Below are 16710 nucleotides of genomic sequence, written 5' to 3'. Positions count from 1 at the left end.
TTCCTTGTTCCGGGTTTCAGACGCTGGTCTCGGTCAGGAGGAGCCAGCCGACGTGCTCGACCCATGCGTATTCGAACCGGTCAAGGTGCGTGACGATCTCCTTCCCTCGGCTCACGTGGAGCGTCGTCTCTCTGGCGACCTTCTCGTCGGGGATGGTCGGGGACTTGATTTTCTTGAACAACCCCGGTTGCACCGCGTTGATCGACTCGCACCACTCGACGAAGAACCCGAGCCGGGACCGGTGGGAATCGACGGTCGACTTGCGGCACTCGCGCGCCTTATCCTCGAGGTAGAACTCGAGCGCCTCTTCGGCCGCGGTCGGTTCGAGGATCGTCTCCGTCGCCCTCTGGAGCTGTCGGAGTAGCCTCTCGGCGTCCGACTCGTCGGTGATCGCGGGGATGCGGTTGGGCCGGCTCATTCAATTAGCTCCTCGACAAACGTAGCGAACGAATCGTCCGGGTAGAACCCCCGAATTCGATCCGGATTTTCGTCGACGTAGTACTCGACCGCTCGGCCGACGAGTTTCGATCTCGTGAGGCCGGTTTCGTCGGCGGCCCGCTCGAGGCCCCTTCAGTGCCTGCTTTTTGCTGGTCGTCTGACTGTTCGTATGGGTCCCACGGGTCGGTGCTGTCTGTGGGTTTCACTATTATAGTATGTCCGGGAAACAGAGTAGAGTCGGACTCGAGTCAGCGGTAAGTACAGGCGGAGGCGTTACCAGAGTCGCTATCCAACTCTCGATAACTGCAGAAATGATGTGCTGAATACAGAGAATGGATTCATCGGCACTGTCTAGTTTAGCACCTCGGTGGGAGTCTGTCCGTTGAGTGACTGGTGCGGTCGTTGTGTGTTATAATAGTGTACGAACTGTTCAAGCCATTCTCTGACGCTCGCTCGACTGCCCACCCATGAATTATGGAAGCGGTCAACTCGCATCTTGAAGGTCTGAAACCACTTTTCGATCAGGTTTCGCTCGACGTAGTCGAGTTGACCGCTTAACCCCAATCGAGAGAGGGCAGTCAGATAGCCGTAGCCATCGACGAGAAACACAGCGTCGGAGAGATTGTGTTTCTCGGTCAATCGATGCAGGAACGCAGCGGCTGGATCGGTGCCTCGCCGTCCGAACACTGCGACATCAAGAATTAGTCGTGAGTCTAGGTCTATTGCAGCGTACACCCAAGACCAGTCGCCGTTGATCTTGACAGCGGTTTCATCAATGGCGACCCGTGCCGGCTGCGCCGTCGGCGGGTCTGGTACGCTATCAGCTAGCCGATGTACCCAGTGCCAGAGTGCTTGATGAGAGCGGTCTACGCCTATCAAGCGAAGAATCGATTGTGTCTCTCGGAGCGAACAACCGGTCGCGTGGAGGCGGACGGCGAACACCCTGACGGGCGTCGCCGTCCGCTCACGCTCCCAAGATTCATCAAATTCCGCCGCGTAGCACTCGCTGAGCAGGTCTGCGAGTGTCATGGCCAAACTAGCTCTACGACCTGCTCGCTTCTCAAACTGGCCTAACTAGACACTGCCCGAATATATTTACTATTAGTTATATGAACCGACGAACGGTGCTGGCGGGCTGGGGTTACAGTAACAAGTGTACTTTCCGGTATGCCTCGAGTTCTGACGATGAGGTAATCGCTCTTCGTGACGTGCAACCGCAGGGGGATATAGATACATTTCATATTAGAAATCTATCGCATAGATACCAACGGAATTGATGATGTAGCAGACATACGTGGAACATATGTCAGGTAGTTCCAAAACTACGCAGATAAAGCAAATCTGTATCTATGGGTTCGGACTCCTCATGCTTCTGGGCGGTCTCGAGGACGGTGTAGACGTCCGTCACCCAGTTGGGGAGCGGGGGACGCGGATCGTCGACCATAGACATCTATCTTTTTCGCCCACCGTTAATTGATTCTTAGACTGTCAGCAAAATTGGTTTTACGACTTATTGGGATGAGCGACAAAAAAGAGTCGATCAGTTGTCCGTTTCGTTGCCGTCCGCGCCGTCTTCAGACACTTCGTTGGCTCGAGTCTGGGTTAGGAACTCGTAGCGCTGGCAGACGTCCGTCCAGTCGACGACGTTCCACCATTCCTCGATATAACTCGCCCGTTCGTTCTCGTACTGGAGGTAGTAGGCATGCTCCCAGACGTCGAGCGTCAGGATCGGGATCGCACCCTGGTGGGCCAGCCCGTTCTGGGATTCGACCTGCCCGATCACAAGGAGGTCAGCGATCGGTTCGTAGAACAGCATCGCCCATCCGTTGCTCTCAACGTTCTCCGCGGCCGTACTGAACTCGTTCTGGAATGCCTCGAACGAACCGAACTGGTCTTCGAGCGCGGATCGGAACTCGCCGTCAGGTGCGCCACCGCCGTCGGGACTCATGTTCTGCCAGAAGATGGTGTGGTTGACGTGGCCGGATAAGTTGAACGAGAAGTCCCGTTTGACGGCCTTGATATCCTCGAAGTTGCTGTCAGAGCGCATCTCTTCGAACGCATCGAGGGCATCGTTCGCCCCGTCGACGTACCCTTGGTGGTGTTCGCTGTGGTGGAGTTCCATGATCCGCTCGTCGATGTGGGGCTCGAGCGCGCCGTACTCATAGGGGAGTTCTGGCAGCGCGTACCGTCCGTTTTCTGTCGCGTCGTAAACCTGACTGCCTTCGTCGCCATCGTTATCGTCGGCCCCCACCGTCGCAGTCGATCCAACCACCGCGAGACCGGTCAGTCCGCCGATTGTTTGCAGGACGTCGCGGCGCTGTCCGATCGGGAGCATCGATTCGTTTGCCATGTGCTCGCGAGATCAACGTTCCATCCAATCAAAACTCTCCCGGCGATAGAAGGTATTAAATAAACCATTTGTTCAATTGAGACGAACCCCTCCCCACCTTTATCCAACGGTAATTTTCGACAGGGAAATTCTGGGTGGCCAGACCCAAGACTTGAATTACCCATACTGATCGCGCGGCCTCAATCCCATCAGGATCCAGACCCTCCGCGATCACAACGGAGCCAGTGGATAGCTGGCATTCGGGCTGTAGGACCATCCTCGAGACCCTCGAGCCCCTATTCTACATCTTCGTCGTCGCCGTCGTCTGTGCCAGCTACACCCGCGACCGCCTTGCCACCGATCCTGATCGAATCGGACCTGTACCGTCTCGGCGGTGATATAGCTACTCGAGGACTTGCTCGAAGGAAAGAATAGCCGTCCCACCTACGATCGCGACCGCCTCGAGAGCGTCCGAAGAGTCTATAGGTACTCTGCGAACGCGTTCGCGAATTTTTCTTCGGCGCGTCTAAGGTGGTGTTCTACCGTCCGGCGACCGACACCCACGATCTCGGCGATTTCGCTGGTCGTCGTTCCACGTGGTATCTCGTAATAACCCTGCTCAAATGCGGTCAGAAATACGTTCCGCTGGCGATCAGAGAGGTTCGGGAGGAACGTGCTGACCGACAGCACAGGCGTCTCTGACCTGACAGTTGCCAGCTCTTGTTTGGACTCAACCGTCACTTCGTGTTCCGCCGAGATATCGCTGTACAGCATTGAGAGGTTAGCGGGGTCAAGCGCGAGAACGCGGACTACTTTCGCGCCGTGTTCGTATCGAAGCGGCGGTAAGAGGAGACAGTCGTTAGCGGCGAGATGAGCTTCGATATAGTCGTCTCCGTATTCCTTCAGACACGCTTCAGTAATGATGGTCTGGTTGCTGCCGTTTTCGATGCATTCACGAACACCAACTCCCGAACGGACATGTTCCACGACATCTGCTTGTTGGTCGCCAGCGATATGGAGTAAGTCACAGTGATCGTTACACCACAACTCGATCCGGGTATTGTTTTGTGCCGTCGAACTCGCGTACGGACTGTCGCTTTTGATCCGGAACACCGCCTTGTACATGGGCCGCTATTCAGCCCATCCATTTAAAACCCTTTCCGAAGGGAGAACCAAAGCTATCGGCCAACTAATTAATGATATACGTACGCATGAAACAGCAACAGACGGACGATGACTCGACAGATAAGATCGGCAGTCCCTCGTCGGAGTGGCTAGAGTATCAAGGTTCACCCACCGGGACGGATATCGAGTGTGAGGGGTGGAGACAGGAAGCCGCCCTCCGAATGCTCAACAACAATCTCGATCCGGAAGTCGGAGAGAAACCGGAAGATCTCGTAGTGTACGGCGGTACTGGTCGGGCAGCCCGGAGCTGGGATGCATACGATACGATTCTCTCGGAGCTACGGACGCTTGCCGATGACGAAACGCTACTAGTCCAGTCGGGGAAACCGGTCGGCCGATTCAAGACTCACGAACGTTCGCCACAGGTGCTTATTGCTAATTCGAACCTGGTCGGCGCTTGGGACGACTGGGAGCACTTCCACGAACTTGAATCAAAGGGGCTTATCATGTACGGCCAGATGACCGCCGGATCGTGGGCGTATATCGGAACGCAGGGTATTATTCAAGGGACCTTCGAGACATTGGCCGAAGCGGCTCGCCAACACTTCCCCGAGCGGGAGGGGCTGGAAGGAACGGTCACAGTCACCGCTGGCCTCGGTGGTATGGGTGGAGCACAACCGCTAGCTGTGACGATGAATCATGGCGTGTGTATCGCGGCTGAGGTCGACGAACACCGGATCGACAGACGGATCGAGACGGACTACTGTATGGAGAAGACAGACGACCTGGACGAGGCTATTGAGATGGCCGAAGATGCGGCAGCGAACGGTGAACCGCTCTCTATCGCCCTCCACATGAATGCTGCCGATATGTTCGACGGGCTGCTTGAACGCGACTTCGTCCCGGACATCGTCACCGACCAGACAAGCGCGCACGACGAACTCGAAGGCTACTACCCCGCCGGTTACACTGTGGAGGAGGCCGACGCGTTACGCGAGGCGGATCCCGACCGGTACGTCGAAGAGAGCCTCGACACGATGCAACGTCACGTCGAAGGCATCCTCGAAATGCAAGAGCGCGGTGCGGTGGCCTTCGAGTACGGGAACAACATTCGTGGACAAGTCGAGGAGCACCGAGAGATGGCGAGCGCATTCGATTTCCCGGGGTTCGTCCCGGCGTACATCCGACCCCTGTTCTGCCAGGGGAAGGGACCCTTCCGTTGGGTCGCTCTCTCTGGAGACGAAGAGGACATCCATCGGACTGACGACGCTATCAAGGAACTCTTTCCCGAGAAAGACCAACTGCACCGCTGGATCGATCTCGCACAGGAACAGGTTTCGTTCCAAGGTCTCCCCAGCCGTGTCTGCTGGCTCGGGTACCAGAGCGACGACGGCCTAACCGAGCGTGCGCGATTTGCGCTTCGAATTAACGAACTCGTCGACGAAGGCGAGATTGCGGCGCCCGTCGTCGTCACACGCGATCACCTCGATGCTGGCAGTGTGGCTAGCCCGAACCGAGAGACTGAAGCTATGCGAGACGGCTCGGATGCCGTCGCCGACTGGCCTATCCTGAACGCTCTGCTCAACTGCGCTGCCGGCGCTGATATCGTCAGCGTTCACGATGGGGGTGGCGTCGGTATTGGCAACTCCCTTCATACCAACAACCACGTCGTCCTCGACGGCTCCGACCTCGCTGCTGAAAAGGCCCGCCGCGTGTTTACGACTGACCCCGGCATGGGTGTCATCCGCCACGCCGACGCTGGGTACGACGAAGCGCTCAACGAGGCAACGACTTCGGATGTCCACGTCCCGATGGCTGAGAACAAATGAGTAGTTTCACCACACCACTAAACTGGTCGGGGCCGTCGTCGGACCCCCTAGACGAGCAGTTCGGCGACGTCGTCAGTGGGACTGACCTCGACACGGCTGACGAATTCGATGCAGTCCTCGTCGGCGAGCCGTACGACGGCGCGGTTATTTCCCGGCGCGGCGCCGCCGAAGGTCCAGAAGCACTTAGGAACGCGCTGGCAGGGGTGAAGACTCATCACTTCGATACGGGGGCCATCAATAGCGTCGCTGACCTCGGGGACATCGACGTGCCTACAGGTTCAGTTACCGAGGTTCAGGATGAGGTCCAAGAGGTTACAAGGTCGGTTCACGCCCTCGATACACTCCCCATCTTTCTCGGTGGCGATAACTCACTAACCGTCCCGAACGTCGCTCCGCTGCTCGAGGATTCCAGCGTCGGTGTCCTCAACATCGACGCCCACCTCGACGTTCGAACAGTCCGAGACGGACCGACCAGCGGAACACCCTACCGGCAGTTACACGAGGCCGGACTTGACAGCTACACTTGTCTCGGCGCTCGACACTTCGAGACGAGTACCGCCTATCACGACTATGTCCGTGAGAACGGGGGAACGGTCGTGACTGCCGACGAGGTCGCGGCAGACCTCTCCGAAGCCGTCGACCGGGCACTCTCGAGTCTCGGCACCGTCGACCGCATCTATTGCAGTGTCGATATCGACGTGCTCGATGCGAGCTATTGCGGGTCTAGCGCCCCGACGCCCGGCGGGTTACTGCCACGCGAACTGTTCCGACTCATGCGTCTCGTCTCCGACGACGAACGACTTGCGGGCTTCGAACTCGTCGAGTGTGCGCCGCCACTCGACACCGACGGGCGAACCGTTGATGCTGCAGCCCGTACTGTGGCACACTTCCTCTCCGGGTGGTCGGCGTGACTGACCTCGTCGTCCACAACGCGGCCCAAGTCACAACCCCAACTGACGATGGTGGGATGATGACGACACAGGACGGAGCCGTGGCAATCGAGGATGGTGTCATCGTCGCAGTGGGACCGACCGATGAGGTCACGCGCGAATACCCGGAAGAGAACGCGACGGATGCCGTCGACGCCGCCGGAAAGACGGTTCTTCCGGGATTCGTCGACCCCCACACACACGCCGTGTTTGCGGGCGACCGCGCTGACGAGTTCACTGCGAAGCTCAAGGGCGCGGAGTATCAGGACATCCTCGAAGAAGGTGGGGGCATCTTGCGAACTGTGCGAGCGACGCGCGAGGCCTCCCGCGACCGCCTCGTCGAGAGCCTCCTCGCACGTCTCGACGTCATGCTCGCCCATGGGACGACGACGGTCGAAGTGAAATCCGGCTACGGGCTTGACGTCGAGACGGAAATGAAGATGCTCGAAGCAATCGGCGAAGCGGCCGACCGCCACCCGATTGACGTGGTGCCGACGTTCATGGGTGCTCACGCTGTGCCCGATGACACGGACACCGACGCGTACATCGACCGGGTCGTCGAAGAGCAGCTACCTGCGGTGACGGCAAATGATCTCGCCGAGTTCTGTGACATCTTCTGTGAGGCGGGCGTCTTCTCTGTCGATCACTCCCGGCGCGTCCTTGAAGCCGGGCAGGAACATGGGCTGAAACCGAAGATCCACGCCGACGAGTTCGAGCGACTCGGCGGATCACAGTTGGCTGCCGACATCGGGGCCACGAGCGCGGATCATTTGCTGCAGTCGACCGAGGCGGACATCACAGCGCTCGGCGAAGCGAACGTAACGCCCGTTCTCCTGCCGGGGACTGCCTTTTCGCTCGCGACTGACTACGCTGATGCGACAGCCTTCGAAGCGGCGGACGTTCCGGTCGCTATCGCGACCGATTTCAATCCGAACTGTTACTCGCAGAGTATGGAATTCGCAATCGAACTCGCCTGCAACGGTATGCGTATGAGTCCCGCCTCGGCTATCCGTAGCGCAACAGTTACGGCTGCCAACGCTATCGACCGAACGGACGGCACGGGTATCCTTCGAGAGAACTCGCCCGGAGACTTAATCGTCGCCGACGTGCCCGACTATCAGCACCTCCCGTACAATTTCGGCGTGCAAAACGTCCAAACAGTCGTAAAGCGTGGGGAGGTGGTCCGCCATGACTGACGAACCAGTCGTCGTCGACGGGGAATCGCTCACACCGGACGCTGTCGAACGCGTCGCACGGCACGGTGCCACCGTTCGTATCCCGGAGGAGGCCCGTGAGCGCGTTCGCGAGTCACGCGAGCGCATCGTCGACATCGTCGAGTCCGGGCAGGCCGTCTACGGTGTGAACACGGGATTCGGCGAACTCGTCCAGGAACGGATACCCGAGGACGACATCGAAACGCTCCAGCAGAACCTCGTCCGGAGCCACGCTGCCGGAACGGGCCGCAAACTCGATCAGGACGAGGTCCGAGCGATGCTCGTCACCCGGCTCAACGCGCTGGTGAAAGGGTACAGCGGCGTCCGAGAGCGGATCGTTGACGTTCTCGCAGGGATGATAAACGAAGGGGTCCATCCCGTCGTGAAGGCGAAAGGGAGTCTCGGTGCGAGCGGCGATCTCGCCCCTCTCGCCCACCTCGCTCTTGTCGTCACAGGAGAGGGCGAAGCCACTGTGGAGGGTGAACGACTTCCGGGTGGGAAGGCCCTGAAGCGGAAGAACCTCGAACCAGCGACGCTTCATGCAAAGGAGGGGCTGGGGCTCATCAATGGGACCCAACTGACCGTCGGGTTGGCCTCGCTCGTCGTGTGTGACGCTGAACGTGCGATGCGGGCGGCGGATATCGCCGGTGCGATGACTACGGAAGCGACGATGAGTACGACCGCGAGCTCACATCCCAGTATCCAGCGCGTCCGGCCACATCAGGGGCAAACCGAAAGCGCGGAGAACGTCCGTCGGCTCACTCAGAACTCCGAGATCGTCGAGTCGCACCGTAACTGTGACCGGGTGCAGGACGCGTACTCGCTTCGCTGTCTCCCCCAAGTACACGGTGCGGTCCGGGATTCGATCCAACACCTCCGTGAAGCCGTCGAGACGGAGCTCAACAGCGCGACAGACAACCCGCTCGTATTCCCCGCCGACGACGCGGACGACCGCGCAAGCGGCACTGAGCGGGCTGCCGTCCTTTCAGGCGGGAACTTCCATGGGCAACCATTGGCCCTTCGGCTGGATTACGTCACGAGCGGTCTCGCGGAATTGGCCTCGATCTCGGAGCGGCGGATGGACCGAATGCTCAACCCTAATGTTCAGGAAGAACATCTGCCCCCGTTCCTGACTGAAGGGAGCGGCCTTCGCTCGGGGTATATGATCGCCCAGTACACCGCCGCAGACCTCGTGAGTACGAACCGTTCGCAGGGACGCCCGTCGATGGACAGCATCCCCGTCAGCGGGAATCAAGAGGACCACGTCAGTATGAGCGCACAGAGCGCCCATATCGCGAGCGAAACCGTCAACTCTACGCTTCGTGTCGTCGGGATCGAACTGGCCTGTGCGGCCCAAGCGCTCGATTTTATTGAGGATTGTTGCCCCGGCCTCGGGACCCACGCGGCCTATCACACAATTCGCGAACACGTCCCTCACCTCAACGAAGACCGGCCGATCCATCGAGACATCACGTCTATGCTGGCGATCCTTCGCTCCGATACGTTATTCGACGCCGTCGAAACGGCACTCGACGAGCCACTGTCGTAATGGAAACCTTCTGATTTTTCTCGGAAGGCACGTCTGCTAGCACTCGCGAACATCGTAATGAAGTACTTAAATCCCTCTCCACAGGGAAACAGATTCTATTTGCAACTATCCATAATTATTGTTAGTAGGGGTATGACACACGGACATTTCACACGTGACCGGAATAATTGTATCGTAGCACGGCGACAAGGACAGGATACGTCTCCATCTCTCGAACAAGTCGGCGACGTGTCCCGTCCGACAAAACGGGTGATAGTGGCAGTCGGACACCCCCGGTTGAATTTATCATCGTCGCTGTCTGACGGTATCGTCATTCCAGACGACTTTGTCAACGAGGTGTATTGATGGTCGAATTCGAACCCCGTCTGTTCGAGGACATCGATCCGGCTGAACGCCCCTCGCTCGCAGCGGCGCTCGTCCCAATCGCGGGGATGATCGCTTTCCTCAGCGTCGGTATCGTTGTCTTCGGCTTGGATCCACAATTCCCACTCTTTTGGGGGATCGCATTCACTGGGTTATTCGCTCGCTATCATCTCGGGTTATCGTGGGCAGATCTGTACGACGGCATCTCAGATGGTCTCATAATGGGGATGAAGGTTATTCTTATTATGTTTACCGTCTACGCCCTCATCGCCTCGTGGATCCAAGCGGGGACTATCCCGAGTCTCATGTACTACGGGTTGGAGTTATTTACACCGACAGTATTCCTTCCAGTAGCAGCTGTCCTCGCCGCTGTGATCGCCTTTGCGGTCGGCTCGTCTTGGACGGTGGCCGGAACACTCGGTGTGGCTCTCATCGGCATCGGTTCGGGACTTGGTATTCCCGCGCCGATGACCGCCGGCGCTATCCTCAGCGGGGCTTACACAGGGGATAAGCAGTCTCCGCTCTCAGATACGACGAATCTCGCTGCTGCAGTAACGAACACCGAGTTGTACGAGCACATTAATGCGATGCAGGCGGGAACGCTCACCGCGTTCGCAATCTCGGTCGTATTATACGCTGTTCTCGGGCTGAACACCGCCGGTAGCATTCCTGCCGGTCGCGTCGAAGCGATCCAAACGGCTATTCAAAGCACCTATGTCGTGTCACCGATTGTCTTTCTTCCGTTAGTTCTCACCTTCGGGCTTGCACTATACGGGATCCCTGCGCTGCCTGCCCTCGGAACGGGTGTCTTCGCGGGGGTCGCCACTTCAATACTCGTTCAGGGGACCGGATTCGGTGTCGCATGGTCTGCTGCACAATCTGGAACCGCCCCCGAAACGGGAATGGAACTCGTGAACGGATTACTACAGAGTAGCGGGTTAATTGGCGGCGCTTGGATTGTAACGATTGCTATCGCAGCCCTGTCTTTGGGCGGAATGCTAGATCGGACTGGCGTTCTCGCGGTTCTCGCCCATCACCTCGGACGGCTTTGCCACAATGTTGCGAGCCTCACTATCGTCACTGCATTTTCAGCCATCTCCATGAACATTCTCGCGGCGGAGCAGTACGCAAGTATCGTTGTGCCGGGTATGACTCTCGGAAACCTGTACGACGAACAGGGATTACAAACGAAGAACCTCTCCCGCGCTATCGAAGCGTCTGGAACGACAACAAGTGTACTCATCCCGTGGAGCAGCGGTGGATTGTTTATGGCCGGAACGCTCGGCGTTTCCACGCTGGAGTATGCTCCCTACTACTTCTTCGGTTTCCTCTCACCGCTTGTTCTCCTGTTCATGGGCTTGACTGGTTGGCAGATCGCAACCCAAAACCGTACCGAAACTGCGGAAACCACGTTACCAACCGACGACGTCGGATCAGCATCGGCGGGTGAGGATTAATCCCGGTCCAAATCTGGCAGCGACTGCATCGCGTATATAAAATATTGTCCGTTTGGAGCCTCTCTCGCTTTGCTATCTCGTTTACATGACCTAGTGTGAAACGCGCTGCCCACTTGCACAAAATGAGTCACACTAGGAACGTGAGGACTCCGAAATATGACTACACCAACATTCAGTTATGACATCCACACAGGTTACAGACCAGGACGAGACAGAGCACATATCCGCGCTCGAAACAGCACGCCGTCAACTCGACGATGCGGCGGCGTACATCGATCTCAATCGGGGTGTCGTCGAACGTCTCAAACACCCGTCGAGAGTGGTCGAAGTTTCAATTCCACTTGAGCGCGACAACGGCGAGGTCGAGGTTTTCACCGGCTATCGTGCACAGCACGACGACGTTCGTGGTCCCTACAAGGGTGGACTCAGGTATCATCCAGACGTTACCGCAGAGGAGTGCATCGGGCTATCGATGTGGATGACCTGGAAATGTGCTGTGATGGATCTCCCGTTTGGCGGTGGCAAAGGTGGTATCGTTGTGAATCCCAAAGACCTCAGTGATGACGAAAAAGAGCGCCTCACTCGTCGATTCGCTGAAGAGATCCGCGATGAAGTAGGGCCAAATCAGGACATTCCAGCGCCCGATATGGGCACAGACGTGCAGACGATGTCGTGGTTCATGGACGCTTACAGTATGCAACAGGGGGAGACGGTTCCCGGTGTTGTAACAGGGAAACCTCCAGTCGTCGGTGGGAGCTACGGCCGTGAGGAAGCACCTGGTCGGAGCGTCGCAATAATCGTCCGTGAAGCGATAGCATATTACGGGAAGGATATCGAGGATTCAACGGTTGCTGTTCAGGGGTACGGGAGTGTCGGGGCGAACGCTGCCCGTCTCCTCGACGAGTGGGGAGCGACTATCGTTGCCGTCAGTGACGTAAACGGGGCTATCTATGATGCTACCGGGCTTGACACCCAAACCGTCCCTTCGCATAAGGAAGAGCCGGAGGGGGTCACAAAACATGATGCCCCGGACATGCTCACCAATGTGGAGCTCTTAGAATTGGACGTCGATGTTGTCATCCCGGCCGCAATCGGGAACGTCATCACGTCGCGTAACGCCGATCAAATCCGAGCGGACATTGTCGTTGAGGGATCGAACGGTCCGACGACTGCCGAAGCAGACGATATTCTCGCCGATCGAGATGTTAAGGTCCTACCAGATATTCTTGCGAACGCGGGTGGCGTGACTGTGTCCTACTTCGAGTGGTTACAAGACATTAATCGCCGACAGTGGTCTAGAGAGCGCGTCGTTAGTGAACTGGAGTCGGAGATGGTCTCCGCGTGGGATAGCGTCAAAACCGAAGTCGATGAACGCGACCTCCGTTGGCGGGAAGCGGCATACGTCGTTGCGCTTGAACGGATCGGGGCAGCGAAAGAGGCGCGTGGTCTCTGGCCCTGATTCTCTACCACAGGTTTCACTTCTCGAGGTACTCGGTCTCCGCGGAGGCCTGTAGGGGCTGGGTGCCGTAGTAGAAGTCGGTGATGTACTCGCCCGGCTTCTTCTCGAACAGCGGGGCCTCCTCGGGGTAATTGAGATACTCCTCGTCGAGACGCGTCATCAGGCCGGGGAGATAGGTAATGCCCGACTCCATGAAGACGATATCCAGATCGGGGAACTTCTCCGGGACGCCCTGGCAGACTAGACTGACGATTGGGACATGTCCGACTCGAGGAAGCCCAGCGTGTGCGTCTTGATCATCTTCTGGTAGCCCGCGCGGACGTACTCGTCGAGGCCGGCGCCGCCGGTGTGGAAGACCGCCGGGATGTCCAACTCCCCGCAGCGCTCGTAGAGCGGGCCATACTTCCGGTTGCCTAGCGGCGGCGTCGCACCAGCGGTGACGAAACAGGTGCCGACGTAGGCGTCGTCATTCTCGATGCGGTCGAGAATCTTCATCGAGGCGTAGACGTCGCCGTACGGAATCGGGGCCAGGCCGTAGATTCCGTCATCGGGGTCGAGGATCTCCTCTCGCATGTACTCGACGTAGGCCTTCGCGAACGCGCTCCTACACGGTGGCCACACGGAAGCCGGATTAGACCGACTCGAGGCACTCGATCTTATCCGTGTCGACGAAAACGGGTATCGTCTAACGCTATCGTTCCAAACCAGCGCCGAACGCCGCAATCCGGTTGCCCCGACCATCCTCGAGGAGAGTCAGACGCTACTCGATGTAGTCGATGCATTCCTCGAGACGATCTTGCCACCAGATCCCTCGCGCTTACTCGATCATTCGGCAGTCGGTCCCTGGCTACAAATCGCAGCTGCACTCACAGCGACAGGATCGACCAAAAGCAATCGAACCGTACGGATGGGCCCACCGCTCGAGCAGCAAGCGCTTTGCGCTTGACACCCTCTTGCGCCTGAACAGTCGATGGTAGCACGGTTCCTTTATCTGAATTGTACACGCTAAAGCCCCGTCCTTTAGGGTGGAGAGACAGCGCCGTCGTCGTCTTGCAGTCGTCGTATTGGAACCCACCTTTGACGACGTCTCGGTTCCGGTAGCTGGGCTTGATGAATCCCGCCTCACCGCTCGGGACCTTGTACTCTGTCCACCCGCGAGAACCTGGACGAACTCGAGGAGGCCGATGACGTTGAGTGACGAGAGCGCACACGCTACGGGCGCTACTGAACGCGAACTGCACAGCTAGATATCGCTACTGTCTCCCTATCGAAAAATCACAGTTCTATGCTCCAGATGGCGAGGATGGAGAGTACCATCGCTCTCACCCCACCAGCTACTGCCACGATCGACGGTCGGCGGTGAGCATGAGCGATGATCTCGAGGATCCGTCCAACGAGTCGATCTCGCTACCGGATTGCCCACTTTGCGGGCAGTCGGTCACAACTGTGACGATCCGAGGACCGATGGAGGCCGTCGCGGCCCTCTGTGGCTGTCGCGCGCTACCCGAGGTCCTGCTCGTCGATCCCGACGCCGCGACCCGAACGATACCGCGACCGCGACCGACGGCGCTCGCACCCGACACGACTGACGACGGGAACTGAGACGCGCAGCTTACCCGTCTCGCTTCTCCATCGCGTCCTCGAACATCGCCTTCGCCCGCAGTCCGCCCGCCTTCACGTAGTCGATGTCGACGCCGGCCAGCACGAAGTCGAAGCCGCGGTCGACCCACCGTTCGATCTCGTCCTCCTCGAACGCGAGCGTCGCGACGGGCTTGTTGACGGCGTGGCCCGCCTCGAGCACGCGATCGACGGCCTCGACGAACTCGTCGCCGTCGGTTTCGCCAAAGATGCCGAGCGCGGCGGAGAGGTCTGCAGGGCCGACGAACAGGCCGTCCAGGCCGTCGACGGCGGCGATCTCCTCGACGTTCTCGAGGCCGGCTTCGGTCTCGATCTGGGCGATCGTGACGAGGTCCTCGTTCGCGCGCTCGAGGTACTCGGGAAACGCCTCGCCGTACTCGGTGCCGCGGCCGTAGCCGACGCCGCGGACTCCCTCGGGCGGGTAGCGGGTGGCCTCGACGAGCGCCCGCGCGTCCTCGGGTGTGTCGATCATCGGGGCCATCACGCCGTCGACGCCGGCATCGAGGACGCGTTTGATCTCCGTTGGATCGTTCTCCGAGAGGCGGACGATCGCCCCGGGGTCGGGGTCGACGTCGGCGGCGTCGATTGCGCGAGCCATCTCGGTGATCGTCTCGATCGAGTTCGTCGAGTGCTCGCCGTCGATCATCACGGCGTCGAACTCGAGGCAGGCGCTGAGTTCGGCGATCGCGGGATCGCTCAGCGCGACCCAGGTCCCGACGAGCGGCTCTCGGTCCCGCAGGGCGGAGTGGAACGTCATGCCGCCCTGTTTGCCGATTCGTGAAAAAAGGTTACCGGTGGCGGAATTGTAGCCGCGTGCGGTCGCAGTCGAATCGCAACTCCGCCACCTTCGAACTCACTTCGCGCTTCGTCTTCCTCGACAGAGCGGGTAAAATAACTATTAGGTGCGAGAAATTTATGCACGATGACACGGTGCGATCACCCGCTGGCACCCGTCGGCACCGTTGTCATCACTCCTCGACCGACAGCAGCACACCGAGTTGCCTCTCGGCGCGTCCGTCACTCCCCGGTTCGTTTGCCCCACCGAGCGAACCGCGGCGCGCCGATTTCCGTTTCCGTCGTACCGCCGATTCTCATTCCGTTACTTACCCGTCGCCGGACAGTGTGGATGACCAGTCAGCCGAATCTGCACGAAATAAAAGAGGTGACACGCCCGATGCAGAGTGACTACGAAGATCTGGATGATCCTGAAGGACTCATCACCTACCTCTATGACCGTGACGAACCGGAATTCGCTCGGCAGATCGCGTGGGGGTTGTGGCGATCCGGGAAGGATAACGAAGACATCCGCCAAAAGTGGGAGAAGGTCCGACGACTCCGGGAACAACGACTCGAACAGGTAGACGACCTTGAGACGTATTCTAATGAAATGCAGTGGTTTGTGGAGTGGTTGCCATTGATCCAAGACAAGGTCAGCCCGGACGACCTTACCGAGTTGATCGAACGAACGTTACCGTTCATCGCTTCAAAGCGTCGTACTTAGAAGACTCCCGTATGCAATCCGGTTCAGTGAGGAGACTGCGAGACTACTCAGACCTGCCTTGGACCACTCTGATATGAGAAGTGATGCACTTGATGTCACTGAGCAGTTCGCCGCAGATGGAGACGAATCAACTCGTGATTTCCTTGACAAAAATACGTAACCAGACAGCTTCTCTGATTTACCTTAGAGAACGACCGACTCGAGAGATTGTGTCGTTGCTCCACGCGCTGACCGGCTCGCCGTACGCTGCTTCCCAAGCACTCCAGCAACTCGCCAGCGAAGACGACAGCCGAGAGCTCCGACCGGACGAACTCCGCTATGCGTGGGAACGCTCGAGTCCGAGCAGTTGCTCCCTGATCACCCACCGGCCGTTGGTCGAATCATCCATACGCTTCTCACAGCCGAAAACCGCCTGTCACAGCGGGACCTCGCCGACCAAGCGGGCGTCTCAGCACGGACCATCCGGAACTATCGCAACCGGCTCAAGGCGTTCGCTCTCATCCAGATTAACGAGACCGGGTACCGCCTAGCACTATCGTTCCAGACTCTTCCGAACGCCACGATCCCGTTATTCCAACCGTCCTCAAAGAGAATCAGACGCTCCTCGACGCCGCCGATGCGTTTCTCGAGTCAATCCTCCCGCCAGCGCGATACGGTGATCCCGACGACCCACTTGGCAGCGTACTGTTCTGGCCACCGGACCCCCAGCGATTACTCGATCATCACCGAGTTGGATCGTGGCTGCGACTCGCAGCTGCGCTCACAGCAACAGGATCTATCGGGAATAACCGGGCGGTGCAAATAGGCCCACCGCTCGAGCAGCAAGCGCTTTGCGCTTGATCCCCTCTCGCGCCTGACCAGTCGATGGTAGCCCGGTTC

The 16710-nt window shown here is 58.6% G+C and carries 16 protein-coding genes; 8 read left to right on the top strand and 8 right to left on the bottom strand.

The genetic code is table 11. The features are described from left to right. Window positions 1-16 precede the first annotated feature (16 nt). The 5 genes from HTUR_RS19915 to HTUR_RS19900 all read right to left on the bottom strand — a co-directional run bounded on the left by HTUR_RS19915 (window position 17) and on the right by HTUR_RS19900 (window position 3892). Window positions 17-418, bottom strand: coding sequence for a hypothetical protein (locus tag HTUR_RS19915; protein WP_012945132.1), 402 nt, complete (start codon window positions 416-418; stop codon window positions 17-19). Between the two features lie 371 nt (window positions 419-789). Continuing rightward, window positions 790-1467 (bottom strand): IS6-like element ISHtu2 family transposase, encoded by a 678-nt coding sequence (locus HTUR_RS19910; RefSeq protein WP_012945131.1) that lies wholly within the window; start codon window positions 1465-1467, stop codon window positions 790-792. Between the two features lie 277 nt (window positions 1468-1744). Next, entirely contained in the window at window positions 1745-1882 is a 138-nt protein-coding gene (locus HTUR_RS27560) for a hypothetical protein (protein ID WP_187291508.1), read from the bottom strand. A gap of 96 nt (window positions 1883-1978) precedes the next feature. Then, window positions 1979-2788 carry a superoxide dismutase gene (locus HTUR_RS19905; RefSeq protein WP_012945129.1) on the bottom strand — a complete coding sequence of 270 codons (810 nt, stop codon included), beginning with the start codon at window positions 2786-2788 and terminating at the stop codon, window positions 1979-1981. 459 nt (window positions 2789-3247) lie between these two features. Then, complete coding sequence (locus HTUR_RS19900; protein ID WP_012945128.1) at window positions 3248-3892, bottom strand: helix-turn-helix domain-containing protein; 645 nt, start codon at window positions 3890-3892, stop codon at window positions 3248-3250. Window positions 3893-3978: 86 nt separating this feature from the next. Here HTUR_RS19900 and hutU point away from each other — a divergent pair, with 86 nt between their 5' ends. The 6 genes from hutU (at window position 3979) to gdhB (ending at window position 12692) form a co-directional block, all read left to right on the top strand. Then, window positions 3979-5721 carry a urocanate hydratase gene (gene hutU, locus HTUR_RS19895; RefSeq protein WP_049942012.1) on the top strand — a complete coding sequence of 581 codons (1743 nt, stop codon included), beginning with the start codon at window positions 3979-3981 and terminating at the stop codon, window positions 5719-5721. Further along, the gene (gene hutG, locus HTUR_RS19890) at window positions 5718-6632 is read left to right on the top strand and encodes a formimidoylglutamase (RefSeq protein ID WP_012945126.1); all 915 of its coding nucleotides are present in this window, start codon (window positions 5718-5720) and stop codon (window positions 6630-6632) included. The genes hutU and hutG overlap by 4 nt, the downstream gene beginning before the upstream one ends. Next, on the top strand, window positions 6629-7846 hold the full coding sequence (gene hutI / locus HTUR_RS19885) for an imidazolonepropionase (RefSeq protein WP_012945125.1): 1218 nt from the start codon (window positions 6629-6631) through the stop codon (window positions 7844-7846). Before hutG ends, hutI begins: the two co-directional genes overlap by 4 nt. After that, window positions 7839-9413 carry a histidine ammonia-lyase gene (gene hutH, locus HTUR_RS19880; protein ID WP_012945124.1) on the top strand — a complete coding sequence of 525 codons (1575 nt, stop codon included), beginning with the start codon at window positions 7839-7841 and terminating at the stop codon, window positions 9411-9413. Before hutI ends, hutH begins: the two co-directional genes overlap by 8 nt. Before the next feature lie 344 nt (window positions 9414-9757). After that, window positions 9758-11233: an arginine/ornithine antiporter ArcD gene (gene arcD / locus HTUR_RS19875; protein ID WP_012945123.1), complete on the top strand. Its 1476-nt coding sequence runs from the start codon at window positions 9758-9760 to the stop codon at window positions 11231-11233. Between the two features lie 178 nt (window positions 11234-11411). Next, window positions 11412-12692 carry a glutamate dehydrogenase GdhB gene (gene gdhB / locus HTUR_RS19870; protein ID WP_012945122.1) on the top strand — a complete coding sequence of 427 codons (1281 nt, stop codon included), beginning with the start codon at window positions 11412-11414 and terminating at the stop codon, window positions 12690-12692. Window positions 12693-12708: 16 nt separating this feature from the next. Here the strand turns inward: gdhB and HTUR_RS28090 are convergent, their stop codons facing one another. Both HTUR_RS28090 and HTUR_RS28085 read right to left on the bottom strand, forming a co-directional pair. After that, the gene (locus HTUR_RS28090; RefSeq protein ID WP_226377549.1) at window positions 12709-12885 is read right to left on the bottom strand and encodes a hypothetical protein; all 177 of its coding nucleotides are present in this window, start codon (window positions 12883-12885) and stop codon (window positions 12709-12711) included. Between the two features lie 47 nt (window positions 12886-12932). Next, on the bottom strand, window positions 12933-13265 hold the full coding sequence (locus tag HTUR_RS28085) for an amidohydrolase (protein WP_264183130.1): 333 nt from the start codon (window positions 13263-13265) through the stop codon (window positions 12933-12935). 792 nt (window positions 13266-14057) lie between these two features. Between HTUR_RS28085 and HTUR_RS19860 the strand changes: the two genes are divergently transcribed. Continuing rightward, the gene (locus HTUR_RS19860; RefSeq protein ID WP_049941964.1) at window positions 14058-14294 is read left to right on the top strand and encodes a hypothetical protein; all 237 of its coding nucleotides are present in this window, start codon (window positions 14058-14060) and stop codon (window positions 14292-14294) included. 10 nt (window positions 14295-14304) lie between these two features. Here HTUR_RS19860 and HTUR_RS19855 read toward each other — a convergent pair whose 3' ends face one another. Then, on the bottom strand, window positions 14305-15087 hold the full coding sequence (locus HTUR_RS19855) for an HpcH/HpaI aldolase family protein (RefSeq protein ID WP_012945120.1): 783 nt from the start codon (window positions 15085-15087) through the stop codon (window positions 14305-14307). A gap of 369 nt (window positions 15088-15456) precedes the next feature. Between HTUR_RS19855 and HTUR_RS19850 the strand changes: the two genes are divergently transcribed. Continuing rightward, window positions 15457-15831: a hypothetical protein gene (locus HTUR_RS19850; protein ID WP_012945119.1), complete on the top strand. Its 375-nt coding sequence runs from the start codon at window positions 15457-15459 to the stop codon at window positions 15829-15831. Window positions 15832-16710: the final 879 nt, after the last annotated feature.

The sequence above is a fragment of the Haloterrigena turkmenica DSM 5511 genome (assembly GCF_000025325.1).
In the GTDB taxonomy this organism is placed as follows: domain Archaea; phylum Halobacteriota; class Halobacteria; order Halobacteriales; family Natrialbaceae; genus Haloterrigena; species Haloterrigena turkmenica.
Note: the sequence above shows the minus strand (reverse complement) of the source record. Positions and strands in the feature narration are given on the sequence as shown.